The organism is Nocardioides plantarum (assembly GCF_006346395.1).
In the GTDB taxonomy this organism is placed as follows: domain Bacteria; phylum Actinomycetota; class Actinomycetes; order Propionibacteriales; family Nocardioidaceae; genus Nocardioides; species Nocardioides plantarum.
In genome coordinates this window covers 105,910-122,357 of sequence record NZ_VDMS01000003.1, presented here as the reverse complement: position 1 = coordinate 122,357, position 16,448 = coordinate 105,910, and the positions used below count along the sequence as shown (strand labels likewise).

Here is a 16,448-nt window from a genome sequence, read left to right as displayed (position 1 = left end):
ACCGCCGCCTGCAGCGATGGGAGAGCGGCCGGCAGCGACGGGTGGTGCTGCTTGCGGTCAGCAGGGGCGGGGTTCTCTCACTTGCACATCACTGCGCCGTGCGCCGCTCTTGAAGAAGAGCTCGCGCTCGCGGCAACCAATCGTCGGGAGTGCCATACACCTCTTCGTAAAAATCGTCCACCTCTGGTCGCTCGACCGCGAGAGCTTGGCTAAGGAAGTCGTCAAGGTTAATGGCTCGACGGGGTCCGGCTTCAACCTCTGAGACCACCTTCAGCAAGGTCGAGTCGCTCACCAGTTGATGAAGCCACTCGTCAACTTGAAGAAGCTGCGTCATCCCAGCCAATTTGAAGAACTCCAGTAGGTCGCTGCGGTCTCGTGCGGTCTGGAAAGGTTGGGCGCCGTGTGGAAGCAATGGTTCGCCGACTGCCTCCACGCTGGCTCGCGCACGTGAATACACAGGACTTCGGTCGAAATATGCGTCAAGCGAATCAGCATTCAGCTCAGCCGACAGGTCGCCGTCATCGACGCTTTTGGCATAGGAAGCAGCGAGCTCAACGACGGAACGTCTGAGGTCGGAGAACTGAGAGTCCGCAATCTCGAAAAGGGCACTGAGTCGATGCAAAGTGCGTCGAAGTTCGCTTGGAACGGACGATTCATTTTTGTAATCTAGCTTATGGTTGACCGCAGCCCATGCGTGTTGCAACGACGTGCGCACTTGGACCTCGAATTTCAAATTCTGACACGGCTGCCATTCGGCAAGAGTGGTACGCGGTGACTTCAATTGGAGAATGTAGTGACGCGACAGGTACCCAAATTGATCCCACTTCAACTGCTTGCTCTTGTCGACAGAATTGCTCTCATCAACCTCAAACTCTCGGGCAAGCAAGCTTTCAACAACGTCCACATCCTCAAGATAATAGGTAATCACCCGCACGCCGCAAAGATCTGTTATGTCGCCCAGGTCGCTGTATGCATCACCCTTATCGCTCAACTTGTCTCGCAAGCTCTCGGTTGACTTTGCGCGTGACTCAATCTGGATGATGTCGAGGCCCTCACCCTTAAGCAGATCTAGCAACAGTTGACGAATCCGAATCGCAAGCGCCTCATAGTCCGCCCGCGCAATCTCGTATTGACGGACAATTGCATCTGCTTCGTCGATCACGGTCGTACCGTAGCCTGGCCGTGTCGCTTGCATGGGGTTGTGCGACCAGATCTGGGGCAAGGGGTGGGCCACAGATTCGTTGACGATCGAGAGCGTCCGTACCGTAGGCGCACGGGCAAGCGGCGAGTTCTATTGTCTACCCCAACCCATCTAAGCCGTCCGCCGATAAGTGACATTATGTCAGGTCATAGCGACAGGAGCCGACCAGCCTCGCCCACGTAGGGACTCTCGCGCTCCCTCCCCGACCGAGGCCGCCGACCTCACCGGAGCCGGATGTCCGCCTCGGCGGCGACCGTCTCGACCAGGTCCACCAGTTCTGCCGCCGCGTGATCGACCCATCGGTCGATCGTGTCGGTGACCGGCTCACCGCAGCGACAGCCCCAGTGCTCGGGCTCGACCGGAACGTCCGTGGTCTCGGCAGGCTGGAGGATTCGGAGGAACGTGCCCGAGGACCCCGTCAACAGAGACGCGCACATGATCGGCCTCCTTCAGCCGCCGGTGCGACCTCCACCGTCGGCCCACTCGTCGAGGACGCCGACGAGATCGGCCCCCACGAGGGGGCCTGGCGTCGGTGGGACCGATCGGGAGAACCGCGGCGCGGGTGCCGCCTGCACGTCCCCGTCGACCGTGACGAAGCTCCCCCGCTCTCGTGCGTAGGCATGGTCCGGCGCCTCGGCGAACGACAGCACCGGCGTGACGCAGGCGTCCGTCCCGTCGAACGCCGTCGCCCACTCCGCACGGGTCCGCTCCCCCAGCCGCTGGGCCAGCACGGCTCGCAGCGCCGGCCAGTGGCGCCGGTCCCACCGGTCGGGAAGGTCCTCCAGCCCGAGCACCCGCACGAGCGCGTCCCAGAACTGCGGCTCGAGCGCACCGACGGCCACGTGGCCGTCACGGCAGGCGTAGGTGGCGTAGAACGGCGCCGACCCGTCGAGCAGGTTGTCGCCGCGCTGGTCCGACCAGCGTCCGGCGGCCCGCCACGACCAGGCGAGCTGGGCCAGCAGGTTGACGCCGTCGGTCATCGCCGCGTCGACCACCTGGCCGCGCCCCGACGTACGGCGCTCCCACAGCGCGGCCATCACCCCGACGACCAGGAGCATCGAGCCGCCGCCGAAGTCGCCGACCAGGTTGAGCGGTGGCACGGGCGGCGCGCCGGCCGGGCCGATGGCCTCGAGGACTCCGGTAACCGCCAGGTAGTTGATGTCGTGCCCGGCCGCGCCGCTCCACGCGCCCTCCTGGCCCCACCCGGTCATCCGGGCGTAGACCAGGCCGGGGTGCCGCTCCAGGCACACGTCGGGGCCGAGGCCGAGCCGCTCCATCACCCCGGGGCGGAACCCCTCGATGACCACGTCGGCGCACGACACGAGATCGAGCACGCGGTCCACCTGCGCGGCGTCCTTGAGGTCGACCTCGACCACCCGGCGCCCGCGCCACAGCAGCGCGTCGGCGTCGGCCGCCCCGTCGGGCGCGGCGGCCCGCACCGGGCGGCGTACCTGCACCACGTCGGCGCCGAGGTCGGCCAGCACCATCGCGGCGTGCGGCGTGGGTCCGAGACCCGCCATCTCGACGACCCGCAGACCGGCCAGCGGGCCGCGGCTGGGAGCGCCGTCCGTCACCGCGGACCTCCACGACGACCCAGGACGCCGTCGATCGCGAAGGAGACGTAGGTGGTGACGAGTGCCTCGACGTCGTGGTCGTCGCGCAGCCACCAGCTGATGCCGTTCAGCATGTCGAGGACGGCGATAGCCGCCCTCGACGGATCCTCGACGTGCAGCTCCCCCGCACGCGCGCCCGCCGCGATCACGTCACGGACCCGACGCTGGTAGTACTTGCGGTAGTCGGTCACCCGCGCGAGGTGCTCGGGCGTGAGCGCCGGCAGCTCGCGGAGGCTCACGAGGTGCTCGACGCGGTTGTCGGCGAGGTTGCGCACGTGGGCCTCGATCAGCGACGCGAGCCGCTCGGTCGGAGTGCCCTCGGCGTCGAGCAGCGGCAGGTGCTGCTCCTGCGGGTCGCGGGTCATCTTGAGAGCGATCGCGTAGAGGATCTCCTCCTTGGAGCCGAAGTGGTTGTAGAGACTCGCACCCTTGATACCCACTGCGTCGGCGATCTCGCGCATGCCGACCGTGTGATAGCCCTGCTCGGCGAAGAAGCGGGCCGCCGCGGCCACGATCTCCTCACGACGCGCTGCGCCGGCGATCCTCGGCGGGGCTGCCGACTCCCGGTCCTCCATGGCGCTCAGGATGTCAGGCCGTCCCGTGCACGCGTCGCAGCTCACGCTTGAGCAGCTTGCCCTGAGGGTCGGTCGGCAGCTCGTCGACGACGTGGACCGACTTCGGCACCTTGTAGGCCGCCATGTCGGCGCGGCAGTGCGTGCGCAGGTCGTCGCCGGTGACCGCGGACCCCGGACGCAGCACGACGAACGCGGTGACGACCTCCGACCAGTAGTCGTCGGGCAGCCCCACCACGGCCGCGCGGACGACGTCAGGGTGGGCCTGCAACGAGCGCTCCACCTCCTGCGACGACACGTTGAGCCCACCCGACTTGATCATGTCCTTGCTGCGGTCGAGGAAGAACAGGTTGCCCTGAGCATCACGGCGCACGATGTCGCCGGTGTGCACCCAGCCGTCGGCCAGCACGGCGGCGGTGCGCTCGGGGTCGAGGTAGTAGCCGAGCATCACCGAGGGCGTACGGCAGAGCAGCTCGCCGGTCTCCCCCTCCTCGCCGAGCGGGTCGACGACCTTGACCTCGAGGTGGCCGACCGGACGGCCGATCCAGGTCGGGTCGCTGTCCGGGATGTCCTCGAGCCGCTTGAACCAGCCCACCGATCCCAGCTGGGTCAGCTCGGACTGCCCCCAGTAGGTGCCCCAGATCGACGCCGGCGCCGCGGCGTGCCACGCCTCGATCGCCCGAGGGGACACCTGGCCGCCGTAGGTCAGGCAGCGCTCGATGGTGCCGACCGTGTCGGGCCCGAAGTCGGCGTGGTCGGACAGGGAGATGAAGAAGGTCGGGGTCTGAGCGAGCACCGTGATCTGCTCGTCGCGGATCATCCGTAGCGACTCGGCGGCGTCGGTGGTCGCCGGGAGCACCAACGTGGCCCCCAGCAGGATCAGCGACGTCAACGACCCGATGCCGGCGATCGTGTGGAACGGCATCACGTAGAGCCACACGTCGTCGGGCAGGCAGCGCAGCCCCCACGTGTAGGCGGGCGAGGTGGAGATCAGGTAGTTGCGGTGGGCGATCATCACGCCCTTGGGTGCCGCCTCGGTACCGCTGGTGTAGACGATCATCGCCAGGTCGTGCTCGTCGACCTCGCAGTCGGGCTCGTCGGACGATGCCCCAGCCATCACGTCGTCGTAGGCGTGCCACCCCTCGACGTCGGGGGTGCCGAGCACGACGACCGCCGGCACCGGGTGCACGGACACCACCGCGGCCATCACCGGCGCCAGCTCCGGCGACACCACCACCGCGGCGGGCTGGAGGTGGGAAATCTGCTGTGCGACCTCGCGCTCGCCGAACAGGAAGCTGATTCCGGAGTAGGCGGCGCCGACCTTGAGGACTCCGTAGTAGGCGACGACGCTCTCGATGCGGTTGCGCGACATGACCGCGACCCGGTCGCCCCGGCCGACGCCGAGCTCGAGCAGGGCGTGGGCGAAGCGGTTGGCGCGCTCGTCGAGGTCGGCGTAGGTGGCCACCTCGCGCCGTCCGTCGGCGTCGTAGGCCACGATCGCCGGCTTGTCCTGCAGCGTCTGGGCGTGCCGCCGCAGCTGGTCACCGATCGTCGCGCGGCCCAGCCGGGACCGCTGCACCTCGGTGAGGGACGCGCCCGCCACCACCTCGGAGGGCGCGCCGCTCACGCGAACATCGGGGTGTCGAAGCTGTCGAGGAACGCGATGTCCTCGACCGGGCTGCGCGTCAGCTTCCTCGGGAATCCCTTGGCCGGGTAGCCGACGGCCATGTGGGCGGCGGTGATGAACCCGTCCGGGATGTTGAGGAGCTCCTTGACCGCAGGCTCCTCGGCGCACAGCAGGGTGGTGATCGCCGACGCAACCCCCTGCTCGCGCAGGGCGAGGGTCAGGTTCTGGACGGTCGGGTAGATCGAGGCGCCGCCGACGACGCTGAGCCGGTCGAGCTCGTGGTCGGTGGGGTGCAGCCCGTCGATCTCGGCGCACACCACCATCAGCACGGGCACCTCGGCCAGGTGGTGGGCGAAGTAGTTGGCGCTGGCGACGGTGGCCGGCACGGCGCCGACGTTCTTGGTGCCCTCGAGGATCATGTCGTAGTAGGCCGACCAGTAGGGCATGTAGAGCTCGGCCAGGCGCTGCTTCTTCGCCTCGTCGCGCACCACGATCCAGCGCACCGGCTGGCGGTTGCCGCCCTGCGGACCGAAGCGCGCGTTGTCGAACGCCGCGTGCAGCACCTCGTCGCTCACGTGCTGGTCGCTGTAGTAGCGGCAGGTGCCGGTGGTCCGCATCGCCTCGCTGAGCTCCATGACAGTTCCTCGTTCTGTTCGGGCGTGCTTACCGCCGTTAGCATGTCGTAGGTCACACAGTAGCGGGCTGATGTTGGTGGTCAAGCGATCCGATCACACCGTGAGTTCATGCCACCTGGTCAATACTTACGACTGTTAGTCTGGCGCCATGACTCAGGTCCCGACCTCGCACCAGCTCGACGTCCCCCGGCTGCGCACCGCGGTGGCGTCGGGCAACGTGCCGACGTTGTTGGCCGTGCTGGTGCACCTGACCGGCGAGTCGAGGTGGTTCGACGAGCGCTACCGGCCCACCCGCAGCCGTGGCATGGACGACAACCGCACCGGCGGACTGCCCGAAGCCGCGCAGCAGGAGGTCCGCGACGCCGTGGTGGACGCCGTCCAGGTCTGGCACCGCGACGGCGCGCCGCCCCTGGCCCCGTTGCCGCTCGACCGGCTGGCCACCCTGATGGACTTCACGACAGGTGAGACCGTGCCGCCGGAGTTCGCGCCGATGATGGACGAGATCGTGCAGGGTGGCCCGCGCCCGGAGCCGCTCTCCCCCGTCGCGACGTCCGAGGAGATGTCGGTCATCGTGGTGGGGGCTGGCATCGCCGGAATGCTGGCCTCGACCCGGCTGACCGACGCAGGGATCTCCCACGTCGTGCTGGAGAAGAACCCCGAGGTGGGCGGGTCGTGGTGGGAGAACCGCTACCCCGGCGCGGGCGTCGACACCCCGAGCTACCTCTACTCCCTGTCCGGGTTCGAGCACGACTGGTCGACCCACTTCGGCAAGCGCGACGAGGTGCAGGGCTACCTGGAGGCCTTCGCCGACCGGCACGACGTACGGCGTCGGGTGCGGTTCGGCGTCGAGGTCACCCGCGCGGCGTACGACGTCGAGCGCCAGCTGTGGGCCGTGACCACCCGCGACGCGGAGGGTCGGACCGAGGAGCTCACGGCGCGGGTGCTGATTAGCGCCGTCGGCTTGCTGAACCGCCCCAAGGTGCCGGCCCTGCCTGGCATCGAGACGTTCACCGGTCCGCTCTTCCACAGCGCCCGCTGGCCGGTCGAGCTCGACGCCGCGGACGCCCTGGCGGGCAAGCGCGTAGCCGTCGTCGGTGCCGGGGCCAGCGCGATGCAGATCGGCCCGGCGATCGTCGACCGGGTCGGCTCGCTCACCGTGTTCCAGCGCTCACCGCAGTGGATCGCCCCGAACGACGACTACTTCGCCGCCGTCGAGGACGACGTCCACTGGCTGATGGCTCACGTGCCGGGCTATCGGGGCTGGTACCGCGCCCGGTTGTCCTGGATCTACAACGACAAGGTGCACGCCTCGCTGCAGGTCGATCCCGACTGGCCGGAGGAGAAGGCGTCGATCAACGCCGTCAACCACGGCCACCGCCAGTTCTACGAGCGCTACCTGCGCGGCAAGCTCGACGGGCGACCCGACCTGATCGAGAAGTCGCTTCCCGACTACCCGCCCTTCGGCAAGCGGATGCTGCTCGACAACGGGTGGTACGACATGCTCCGCCGTCCGCAGGTCGACCTCGTGACCGAGGGCGTGGCCGCAGTGACGCCGTCCGGCCTGGTCGACACCGCCGGCGTCGAGCACGACGCCGACGTGGTCGTGCTGGCCACCGGTTTCCAGAGCGACCGCTTTCTCCACCCCATGGACGTCGTCGGACGCTCGGGACACACGACGCGCGAGGTGTGGGGCGACCACGACGCACGCGCCTACCTCGGCATGACCGTGCCCGACTTCCCCAACCTGTTCGTGATGACCGGACCCAACACCGCGTTGGGCCACGGGGGCAGCTTCATCACCATCCTGGAGTGCCAGGTGCGTTACATCCTGGACGCCGTAACCACGATGGCCCAGCAGGGACTCGGGGTGCTGGAGTGCCGCGCGGACGTCAACGACCGCTACAACGAGGCCGTCGACCAGGCCCACGGCCGCATGGTGTGGACCCACCCGGCGATGGACAACTGGTACCGCAACGACGCCGGCCGGGTGGTGGCCGTGCTGCCGTGGCGGATCATCGACTACTGGACGATGACGCGCGAGGTGGACCTCACCGACTTCATCACCGAGCCACTGCGGTCGACCCCTCGTGCCGACGTCAGCAGTCCGGCCGCTCCGTGATCCGCACCGACCTCACCAGCTCGCGCCGCTGTCCGTTGCGAGGGACGTCGACACCGCGCAGCACCGTCTCGCCCTCCACAGGGACCTCGGTTGCCGGTCCTGCTGGCTACTGCGACGCGTCCACACCATGCTGCTCGACTCACCGCTGCACCTGAACCGCTGACACCGAGCCCGCACGCTCCGATCCGTCGCCGCTGAGGAGCGAGACCGGCATGCGACGGTCATCGCTCGCCGAGACCGCGGGCGAGCAGCACGAGAGCGTGCTCGGACGGCGTCCCGGGGCGCGCGGTCAGGATCATCAGCCGGTGGTCGGTGCCGTCCGCCACGGTGGTGACGCTGAAGTCGAGCTCCAGCAACCCGACCGTCGGGTGGCGGTAGCGCTTGGCGCCCTCGGTGCAGCTGGCCACGGCGTGGGTCGCCCACAGCTCGGCGAAGCGTTCGCTGGCCATGCTGAGCTCGCCGACGAGGCTTCCCAGGTGAGGGTCGCCGGGGTGGTTGCCGGCCACGATGCGCAACGCGGCCACGGCGCGCAGGGTCTCGCTCCCCCAGTCCTCGTGCAGCTCGCGGGTGTGGGCGTCGAGGAAGAGCATCCGGGTGGTGTTCGGCCGCGACGTCGGACGATCCGGTGCGGCGTACGGGAGGTGGCCGGCGAGCAGGGCGTGGGCCAGCGGGTTCCACGCCAGGACGTCGTTGCGCCGGTCGAGCGCGAGCACCGGCACCTCGTGGACGCTAGCCACGACCTGGGCGGTGGCCCGACCCAGCGGTGCCACGGACTCCTGGGTGCCGCGCTCGCGCGCCGGTCGCGCGATGCGGTGCAGATGGCTGCGTTCGTCGTCGCTCAGCCGCAAGGCTCGGGCCAGCGCATCGAGGACGCCGTCGGACGCGCCGCTCCCCGATCCCTGCTCCAGGCGCGTGTAGTAGGTCGCGCTCACCCCGGCCAGCTGCGCCAGCTCCTCACGACGCAGGCCGGGCACCCGCCGACGGCCGTACGACGCGACGCCCAGCTCGACCGGGTCGAGCAGTGCTCGACGACTCCGCAGGAACTCGCCCAGCTCGGTGTTGGCCTCCACTCCCCCAGTCTCCTGCACCACCGGACGCGATGGGTCGCCGAGCATGACCCTGCCAGGAGTAGGCACGGTCAGCCTGGCCTGCGCCGGGCGTGGTGCGGCAGCGCGGGACCGACCACCGTGAGATCGAGCCGCCACCACGGCGGTCCCCCACCCCTGGAGGTCAACGCGTGTCCGTGTCCCGCACTGCCCTGGTCCTCGGCGCCCACGGCGTCATCGGCTCCACCCTGATCGACCACCTCGCCGCGCTGCCCGACTTCGACGTCGTCGGCGTCTCACGTCGTGGCGGCTCCGACACGGACCAGGTGCGCCACGTGGCTGTCGACCTCCTGGACGCCGACGCGACGTACGACGCGATGTCGCGGCTGCCCGAGGTGACCCACGTCTTCTACGCCGCCTTCCAGGACCGGCCCACCTGGGCCGAGCTCGTGGCACCCAACCTGGCGATGCTCACCCACACCGTCGAGGCCGTCGCCGCGCACGCCGCGGACCTGCGCCACGTCAGCCTGATGCAGGGCTACAAGGTGTACGGCGCCCACCTGGGCCCGTTCCAGACGCCCGCACGCGAGGACGACCTGGGCCACCTGCCGCCGGAGTTCAACCTCGACCAGCAGCGCTACCTCACCGAGCGGCAGGCCGGGCAGGACTGGACCTGGTCGGCGCTGCGTCCGTCGGTGGTGTGCGGCACCGCCCTGGGCAACCCGATGAGCCTGGTCGCGGTCCTGGCCGTCTACGCGACCATCAGCAAGGAGCTCGGCGTACCGCTCCGCTTCCCCGGGCGGCCCGGCGCCTACGACACCCTGCTCGAGATGACCGACGCGGGACTGCTGGCCCGGGCGACGGTGTGGGCCGCGACGGACCCGGCGGCCGCCAACCAGGCCTTCAACATCACCAACGGCGACCTGTTCCGGTGGAACCAGATGTGGCCCTTCCTGGCCGGCGTCTTCGGGCTCCCCGTCGGTGCTCCGCTGCCGATGACGTTGGCCGACGTGATGGCCGACAAGCAGGAGCTCTGGGAACGGATCGTGGCCGACCACGACCTGGTCCCTACCCCGTGGGCGGACGTGTCGTCCTGGCCGTTCGGCGACGCGGTCTTCTCCTGGGACTACGACTTCCTCGCCGACGGCTCCAAGGCCCGGCGCCACGGCTTCAACGAGCACGTCGACACCCGCCTCATGTTCGCCGACCTCGTCGCCGACCTGAGGCAGCGGCGGATCATCCCGTGACCTGAGGCCCGGCCCCTCACGGGAGACCGAGGGCCGTCATCACCCGCCCGAGCCGCCAGGTGAGCGTCTCGACGTAGGTGCGGCTCAGGTGGGAGCCGTCGCGGTAGACCAGGACGTCGCCGTCGTTCGGCTGGCACGTCGTGCCGGGGCAGACCAGCCGGACGGGATCGATCCACGCCAGGTCGGCGCTGCGCCCGGCAGGGACGTCGCGGCCGAGGAGAGCCGGGCTCACATCGACCCCGCCGGCGGCGCGGACGCCGCGCACCTGGACATCGCGACCCGAGGCCGCGATGCCGGCGGCCCGGTCGAAGGCGCATGCGGCGAGATCGTCGCGGTGCTCCCGGAGGCACGTCGGGACATCGAAGGCCTGTCGTCGTACGACCGGCTTCGGGGTGTCGCTGATGACGGCGACCCGGCTACCGGCGGCGATCCAGCCGGCCCAGGCCTGCATCTCGCCCTGCACGAAGAGGTCCTGCGCGACCGTGTCGCGGTCCTCCCCCGGGGCCAGCTCGCGGGTGACGAGCGCGTTGTCGGCGGAGCTGCCCGCCAGGACCAGGTCGACCGGGTGGCGGGCGAGCTCGTCGTCGACCAGGCGGTTGTACGTCGTGCACGAGCGGAACTCGGCGCCGTCGCGGACGAGAGGAACGGCGACCGGAGCGCACGCGGACTTGGTGTAGAGCCTGATCCGCCATCCCCTGGTCCGAGCCAGCTCCTGCAGGGCCGGGGCCCACTGGGCAGCCTTGGAGTCGCCGACCACGGCGATCGTGGCCGTGGCGTCCTCGACCGTGGCGCCGTAGGTACATCCGGTCAGGGACTCGCCGGCCATCGTGACCTGGCAGCCGTCGCGGTAGAGATCGGCCCTGTCCTCGAAAGCGTCCTCGGGGGACGGCTCGAGGTCGTCGTACCGGACCTGGGGTGCGGAGGTGGGGACCGCGGCGTCCGGGGATGCCGAGGGTGGGTAGGACCGGTCGGCCGTGGCGGAGGTCGTGGGTGCGTCCGACGCCGCACTCGTCCGGTTGCCGTTCGTCGGCGCCCGCCCGCCGCATCCTGAGCCCACGACCGCGACGACGCACAGGGCCGCCACCAGCCTCGGCAGGTCTGCGGTCCTCATCGTCGTGGGCTCCTTCAGGGGCGTGGCACACCAGCGGCGTCCCCGGCTCAGTCGCTGCACCTGATGATCCCCTACCGACAGACGCCCTGCAGGCAGCGGCGCGCCGCCGTCGACTCTTGCGAGGAGTCGACGCCGAGTTTCGTCGATTCGCGCCCGCGCCGGGTGCAGAGGTGGTCGAATCTGGCGCATGAGACGTACCTCAGCCGCTGCGTGGTCGGGCCACGCCTGGACTCAGGGCCGCTCTGCGGTCACCGCCCTTCTTGCTCTGACCCTTCTCGTGGCCGGCAACGCGGTCCTCGCACCCGGTGCGCAGGCCATGCCCGCCGACCCCCAGCCGACCTACCAGCTGCGGGTCACCGCGGCCTACGCCACCAGCACCGCGACCACCACCGGCACCACGATCAAGTCCAGCGCGACGATCAAGAACGTCAGCGGCGTACGCCAGCCCACCCGCTCGGTCCGGCTCTACCTCACCGACGGCACCACGACCTACGGACTGGCCACCACCACCGTGGCCTCCCTGGCCCCGTCCAAGAGCACCACGGTGCGCGACACCACCACCGCGCCGCTGCGCGTGCCCGCCGGACGCTACGCACTGCGCGCCTGCCTGGGCCCCATCGGATCCCAGTCCTGCCGCGACTCCAGCCCCACCATCACCATCGGCGCCGCCCGACTGGCCGCCTCCCCCACCACCCTGGCCTTCGGCCAGGTCCCGGTCGGTGAGACCTCCACCAAGGAGGTCACCATCACCAACCGTGGTCACGCCACCTCCGGCACCGTCACCATCTCCTTCAACGGCGACCCCGCCTTCACCGCACAGTCCTCGACCTGCGGGTCCTCCCTGGACCCCGGCGACTCCTGCCGGGTCAAGGTCACCTACGCCCCCACCACCCCCGGTGAGGCCGCCAGCAACCTGATCGCCTCCAGCCCCCGCGGCGGGATCGCCTCGATCGGCCTGACCGGCACCGGCCTGGGCGCCGCCACGCTGAGCATCAGCCCCGACAGCGCCCTGTACGACGACACCCTCCTCGATGCCACCTCCGAGCCGGTCACCTTCACCGTGACCAACACCGGCAACCTGCCCTCCGGCGTCCCGGTGGTCTCCCTGGGCGGCTCCACCGAGTTCGACATCACCACCACCACCTGCACCGCCGCCCTGGCCCCCGGTGCGACGTGCACCGTGACCGCCACCTTCACCCCCACCACCCGCGGCGCGGCCACCACCGACCTCACCGTGAGCGCCACCCCCGGCGGCACCACGACCGCCGAGCTCACCGGCACCGGCCTGGCCCCCGCCGAGCTCAGCCTCGACCCCGCCACGGCCGCCCTGCCCGCTACCGTGATCGGCCAGCAGTCCGAGGCCCGGACCTTCACCCTGACCAACGACGGCGACGTCACCACCGGCACCCCCACCATCGCCCTGACCGGGGATGACGCCGCGCAGTTCACCATCGACGACAACGCCTGCACCGCCGCCCTGCCGGCCGGTGCGTCCTGCACCATCGACGTCCTGTTCGCCCCCACCGCCGCCGGTCAGGCCACCGCCTCGCTCACCGCCTCGGCCACCCCCGGCGCCACCACCACCTCGGACCTGACCGGCCTCGGACAGACCGAACCCGCACTGTCCATCGACACCACCGCCTACGACTACGGCTACACCGGCGCCGCCAGCCAGCACACCTTCACCATCACCAACGACGGCGACACCCCCACCGGCGTCCCGACCGTCGACCTCACCGGCGACACCGCCTTCACCATCACCACCAACACCTGCACCACCGCCCTGGCCGGTGACGCCACCTGCACCGTCGAGGTCACCTACACCGGCACCGGGACCAACCAGCAGACCGCCCAGCTGTCCGTGACCGCCACCCCCGGCGGCACCGTCACCACCGACCTCACCGGCAGCCCCCTGGCCCTGACCATCGCCCCCACCACCTACAACTTCGGCGGCATCCCGGTCGGCGACACCAGCGACACCCAGTCCTTCACCCTCACCAACCACCGCCTCACCGCGGTGTTCGTCAGCAGCCAGACCATCATCGGGCCGTTCGCGATCGACAGCAGCTGCGTGGCGGCGACCGTCCCGGCGCAGGGCACCTGCACCTTCACCGCCCGGTTCGCTCCCGCCTCCTCCGGACCGGCCACCGGGTACGTCGAGTACGTCGCCAACGGCACCGCGGTCCGCGTCGACCTCTCCGGCACCGGCCTGGCGCCTGCGGCGCTGACCGTCGACCGGAGCGCCATCCAGTTCGGCGCCTACGCACCGTCCACGACGGGCACCCAGGTCCTCACGGTCACCAACACCGGCGACCTGGCCACCGCCGCGACGCCCACCGTGACGATCTCGGGCACCGACGCGATCGAGTTCACCGTGCAGGACACCACCTGCTCCGGTCCGCTGGCCGGGGGGGCGTCCTGCACGGTCACCCTGCAGTTCGCTCCCCTGACGCTCGCCGACGAGAAGTCGGCGACCGCCACCGTGAACGGGCCTGGTGCCCCGACGGTCCCCCTGGCCGGAGTCTCGGCCCCGCTGGGCGTCACGATGGTGCCAGCGGTCTACGACTACGGCGCCCAGCCGGTCGGCAGCTCGACGATCAAGGTCTTCCGGGTGGTCAACACGACCGAGAGCGGTGCCCCGATCAACTCGGTCAGCAGCCAGACCCCGTTCATGCTCGACATCCCGGGCGACTTCACCTGTGTCCTGTCCATCGACGTCATCCAGCCGCACAGCTGGTGCACGATCTCGATCGCCTTCCGCCCCACCAGCGCCGGGCCGGTCACCCGGACCCTCACGGCCGGCGGTGACTTCGGAAGCGCCTCGGCGACCATGAACGGCACCGGGGTGCCCGCCCGTCCGGGCAGCGCAGCCATCAACGGCCGGACGTCGACGGCGACGTCCGTGACCCGCCACCACGGCGAGGTCGTCGTCGGGCGTGACTGACCCGAGGGTGGGGTGCGCCGCCTCGGGCGTGTCTCACAATCCTGGGCGGCGCCACCCCTGATTGAGAGACACGCCCTAGCGGGCGGCGTACTCCACCTCGGGCCGTCCGGAGCCGTAGCGCTGCCCGCGCTGCAGCATGCCGGAGTCGGCAAGGTGCTCGAGGTAGCGCCGAGCGGTGACTCGCGACGCCCCGAGCGCGGCGGCGACCTCGCTCGCCGAGCGTGGACCGTCAGCCTCGCGCACCACCGCCACCACGGCACGCAGCGTCTCGGCGCTCATCCCCTTGGGGAGCTCGGAGGCCACGGGCCGCAGCGCGCCCAGCATCCGGTCGACCTCGTCCTGCACGACCTCGTCGGGGGCCGTGGCGACGTGTGCGCGGAACTCGGCGTACTGCTCGAGACGGGCACGGAACGTGGCGAACGTGAACGGCTTGAGGAGGTAGAACGAGATGCCGTGGGCCATCGCCCGCCGGACCACCTCGGTCTCGCGGGCCGCGGTCACCGCGATCACGTCGACCAGGTCGCCGGCCGCCCGCAGCCGCTGCAGCAGCCCGAGCCCGTGACCGTCGGGCAGGTGCATGTCGAGGAGCACCAGGTCGACGCTCCCCCGGTCCTCGAGCACCCGTGCGGCCTCGCCCGCGCTGTGGGCGACCCCGGCGAGCACGAACCCGTCGAGGCGTCCGACGTACGTCGCGTGCGCCTGGGCGGTGAGCGGGTCGTCCTCGACGACCAGGACGCGGATGTCGCTCACCGGGCACCGCCGGGGCGCACCGGACGACCCAGGTCGACGGTGAAGGCCGCACCGCCGAGGTCGGAGCGTCCGATGCGGACCGCTCCCCCGTGCCGCCGCGCGACCTGGTTGACCAGCGCGAGGCCGACCCCGCGGTCGTCGGCCTTGGTCGACCAGCCGCGCTCGAGCACGTGGTCGGCCTCGTCGTCGCTGAGCCCGGAGCCGCTGTCCTCCACCGTGACCACCGGGGCGTCGGTGCCCCCCAGGACCACCCGGACCCGGCGCTCGCCGACCCGGCCGTCGAGCGCGTCGAAGGCGTTGTCGACCAGGTTGCCGACGACGGTGACCAGGTCACGGGCGGGTACGTCGCCCCCGAGCGACCCGACGACGCTGAGGTCGATCCCCCGCTCGCGGGCCGCGGCGGTCTTGCCGAGCAGCAGCGCCGACACGGCCGGGTCGCCGACCGCGTCGACCACCGCGTCGGCCAGGTGCTGCGCCCCGTCGAGCTCCTCGGTGGCGAACGCGACCGCGTCGTCGGGGCGACCGATCTCGAACAGGGACACCACCGTGTGCAGCCGGTTGGCCGCCTCGTGGTTCTGGGCCCGCAGCGCGTCGGTCAGGCCGCGCACGGCCGCGAGCTCGCCCGTGACGGCCTGGAGCTCGGTGTGGTCGCGCAGGCTGACGACCGCGCTGACGGAGCGACCGTCCCAGCGGGCCGGGGCCGAGCTGACCACCAGCATCCGGTCGCCGGCGACGTAGAGGTCGTCGGTCTCCGGACGCAGGCTCAGCGCGGCGTCGACGAGGGCCGGTGCGAGGCCGAGGTCCTGCACCTGACGGCCCACGACGTCGTCGGGCAGGTCGAGCAGCCGTCGCGCCTCGTCGTTGACCAGCTGCACCTTGCCGGCCGGATCGATGAGCAGCAGACCCTCGCGCACGGCGTGCAGGACGGCCGAGTAGTACTCGTACATGCGGGTGATCTCGAGCTCGCCGAGGCCGTGGGTCTGGCGTCGCAGCCGACGGCTCAGCAACCAGACTCCGACGAGCCCGACCAGGAGCACCGGCGTCGAGGCGATGCCGATCGAGACCACGTCGTCACGCAGCCGGTCCTGGATCGAGGTGACCGTGATGCCGACCGACACCAGCGCGACCACCACGCCTGCCGGGTCGCGCACCGGGACGACGGCACGCATCGACGGGCCCAGGGTGCCGGCGTACTCCTGGGTGAAGGTGCCACCCCGCGGGGCGTCGCCCAGGTCGCCGATGAACGGCTTGCCGATGTTGGCGGGATCGGGGTGGGTGAAGCGGGTTCGGTCGAGGGCCATGATCGTGATGAAGTCGACGCTGGTGTCGCGGCGCACCTGCTCGGCGAACGGTTGCAGCCGGGCCGACGGGTCGGCGGTCGCTAGCGCCTCGACCACCGTCGGCGAGTCGGCCACCGCGCGCGCCACGGCGAGCGAGCGGTCCGTCGCCTCGCCCCGGGCGTCGCCGCGGGCGTCGTACGCCGCGACGCCGAGCAGGGCCAGCACGAGGACGACGACGACGCCGACCTGGAGCAGGAGGACCTGACGCGCGACAGGGACCGGACGACGCACCACGCCTGCATC

At 70.6% G+C, this 16,448-nt stretch carries 13 protein-coding genes; 3 read left to right on the top strand and 10 right to left on the bottom strand.

All coding sequences use genetic code 11. From position 1 onward, the window contains the following. Positions 1-88 precede the first annotated feature (88 nt). The 6 genes from FJQ56_RS15945 to FJQ56_RS15920 form a co-directional block, all read right to left on the bottom strand. Positions 89-1,162, bottom strand: coding sequence for a GTP pyrophosphokinase (locus tag FJQ56_RS15945; RefSeq protein ID WP_170215433.1), 1,074 nt, complete (start codon positions 1,160-1,162; stop codon positions 89-91). Positions 1,163-1,422: 260 nt separating this feature from the next. Then, positions 1,423-1,638, bottom strand: coding sequence for a hypothetical protein (locus FJQ56_RS15940; RefSeq protein WP_140010574.1), 216 nt, complete (start codon positions 1,636-1,638; stop codon positions 1,423-1,425). A gap of 12 nt (positions 1,639-1,650) precedes the next feature. Continuing rightward, entirely contained in the window at positions 1,651-2,775 is a 1,125-nt protein-coding gene (locus tag FJQ56_RS15935; protein WP_246084201.1) for a CaiB/BaiF CoA transferase family protein, read from the bottom strand. Next, positions 2,772-3,389 carry a TetR/AcrR family transcriptional regulator gene (locus tag FJQ56_RS15930; protein WP_140010573.1) on the bottom strand — a complete coding sequence of 206 codons (618 nt, stop codon included), beginning with the start codon at positions 3,387-3,389 and terminating at the stop codon, positions 2,772-2,774. The genes FJQ56_RS15935 and FJQ56_RS15930 overlap by 4 nt, the downstream gene beginning before the upstream one ends. Before the next feature lie 13 nt (positions 3,390-3,402). Continuing rightward, entirely contained in the window at positions 3,403-5,013 is a 1,611-nt protein-coding gene (locus FJQ56_RS15925; RefSeq protein ID WP_211351101.1) for a class I adenylate-forming enzyme family protein, read from the bottom strand. Beyond that, positions 5,010-5,648 carry a nitroreductase family protein gene (locus FJQ56_RS15920; protein ID WP_140010572.1) on the bottom strand — a complete coding sequence of 213 codons (639 nt, stop codon included), beginning with the start codon at positions 5,646-5,648 and terminating at the stop codon, positions 5,010-5,012. Before FJQ56_RS15920 ends, FJQ56_RS15925 begins: the two co-directional genes overlap by 4 nt. 148 nt (positions 5,649-5,796) lie before the next feature. Between FJQ56_RS15920 and FJQ56_RS15915 the strand changes: the two genes are divergently transcribed. Beyond that, complete coding sequence (locus FJQ56_RS15915; protein WP_211351099.1) at positions 5,797-7,767, top strand: flavin-containing monooxygenase; 1,971 nt, start codon at positions 5,797-5,799, stop codon at positions 7,765-7,767. 221 nt (positions 7,768-7,988) lie between these two features. On the opposite strand, the gene FJQ56_RS15910 is transcribed toward FJQ56_RS15915, so the two are convergent. Next, on the bottom strand, positions 7,989-8,837 hold the full coding sequence (locus tag FJQ56_RS15910; RefSeq protein ID WP_246084200.1) for a helix-turn-helix transcriptional regulator: 849 nt from the start codon (positions 8,835-8,837) through the stop codon (positions 7,989-7,991). A gap of 173 nt (positions 8,838-9,010) precedes the next feature. Here FJQ56_RS15910 and FJQ56_RS15905 point away from each other — a divergent pair, with 173 nt between their 5' ends. Then, a complete protein-coding gene (locus tag FJQ56_RS15905) occupies positions 9,011-10,060 on the top strand; it encodes an SDR family oxidoreductase (RefSeq protein WP_246084199.1) in 1,050 nt (349 codons plus the stop codon). 16 nt (positions 10,061-10,076) lie between these two features. Here FJQ56_RS15905 and FJQ56_RS15900 read toward each other — a convergent pair whose 3' ends face one another. Then, complete coding sequence (locus tag FJQ56_RS15900) at positions 10,077-11,171, bottom strand: SGNH hydrolase domain-containing protein (protein ID WP_140010569.1); 1,095 nt, start codon at positions 11,169-11,171, stop codon at positions 10,077-10,079. 187 nt (positions 11,172-11,358) lie between these two features. On the opposite strand from FJQ56_RS15900, the gene FJQ56_RS22955 reads away from it, so the two are divergent. Continuing rightward, entirely contained in the window at positions 11,359-14,115 is a 2,757-nt protein-coding gene (locus FJQ56_RS22955) for a choice-of-anchor D domain-containing protein (RefSeq protein ID WP_140010568.1), read from the top strand. 75 nt (positions 14,116-14,190) lie between these two features. Here FJQ56_RS22955 and FJQ56_RS15890 read toward each other — a convergent pair whose 3' ends face one another. Together FJQ56_RS15890 and FJQ56_RS15885 are read right to left on the bottom strand one after the other, a co-directional pair. Further along, complete coding sequence (locus FJQ56_RS15890; protein ID WP_140010567.1) at positions 14,191-14,865, bottom strand: response regulator; 675 nt, start codon at positions 14,863-14,865, stop codon at positions 14,191-14,193. After that, positions 14,862-16,439, bottom strand: a complete 1,578-nt coding sequence (locus FJQ56_RS15885; protein ID WP_246084198.1) for an ATP-binding protein — start codon at positions 16,437-16,439, stop codon at positions 14,862-14,864. Before FJQ56_RS15885 ends, FJQ56_RS15890 begins: the two co-directional genes overlap by 4 nt. Positions 16,440-16,448: the final 9 nt, after the last annotated feature.

Bases quoted from the DNA above. Each gene is read 5' to 3' on its own strand.
- FJQ56_RS15940 (WP_140010574.1), bottom strand. From the start codon at position 1,638: ATGTGCGCGTCTCTGTTGACGGGGTCCTCGGGCACGTTCCTCCGAATC.
- FJQ56_RS15930 (WP_140010573.1), bottom strand. From the start codon at position 3,389: ATGGAGGACCGGGAGTCGGCAGCCCCGCCGAGGATCGCCGGCGCAGCG.
- FJQ56_RS15920 (WP_140010572.1), bottom strand. From the start codon at position 5,648: ATGGAGCTCAGCGAGGCGATGCGGACCACCGGCACCTGCCGCTACTAC.
- FJQ56_RS15915 (WP_211351099.1), top strand. From the start codon at position 5,797: ATGACTCAGGTCCCGACCTCGCACCAGCTCGACGTCCCCCGGCTGCGC.
- FJQ56_RS15900 (WP_140010569.1), bottom strand. From the start codon at position 11,171: ATGAGGACCGCAGACCTGCCGAGGCTGGTGGCGGCCCTGTGCGTCGTC.
- FJQ56_RS22955 (WP_140010568.1), top strand. From the start codon at position 11,359: ATGAGACGTACCTCAGCCGCTGCGTGGTCGGGCCACGCCTGGACTCAG.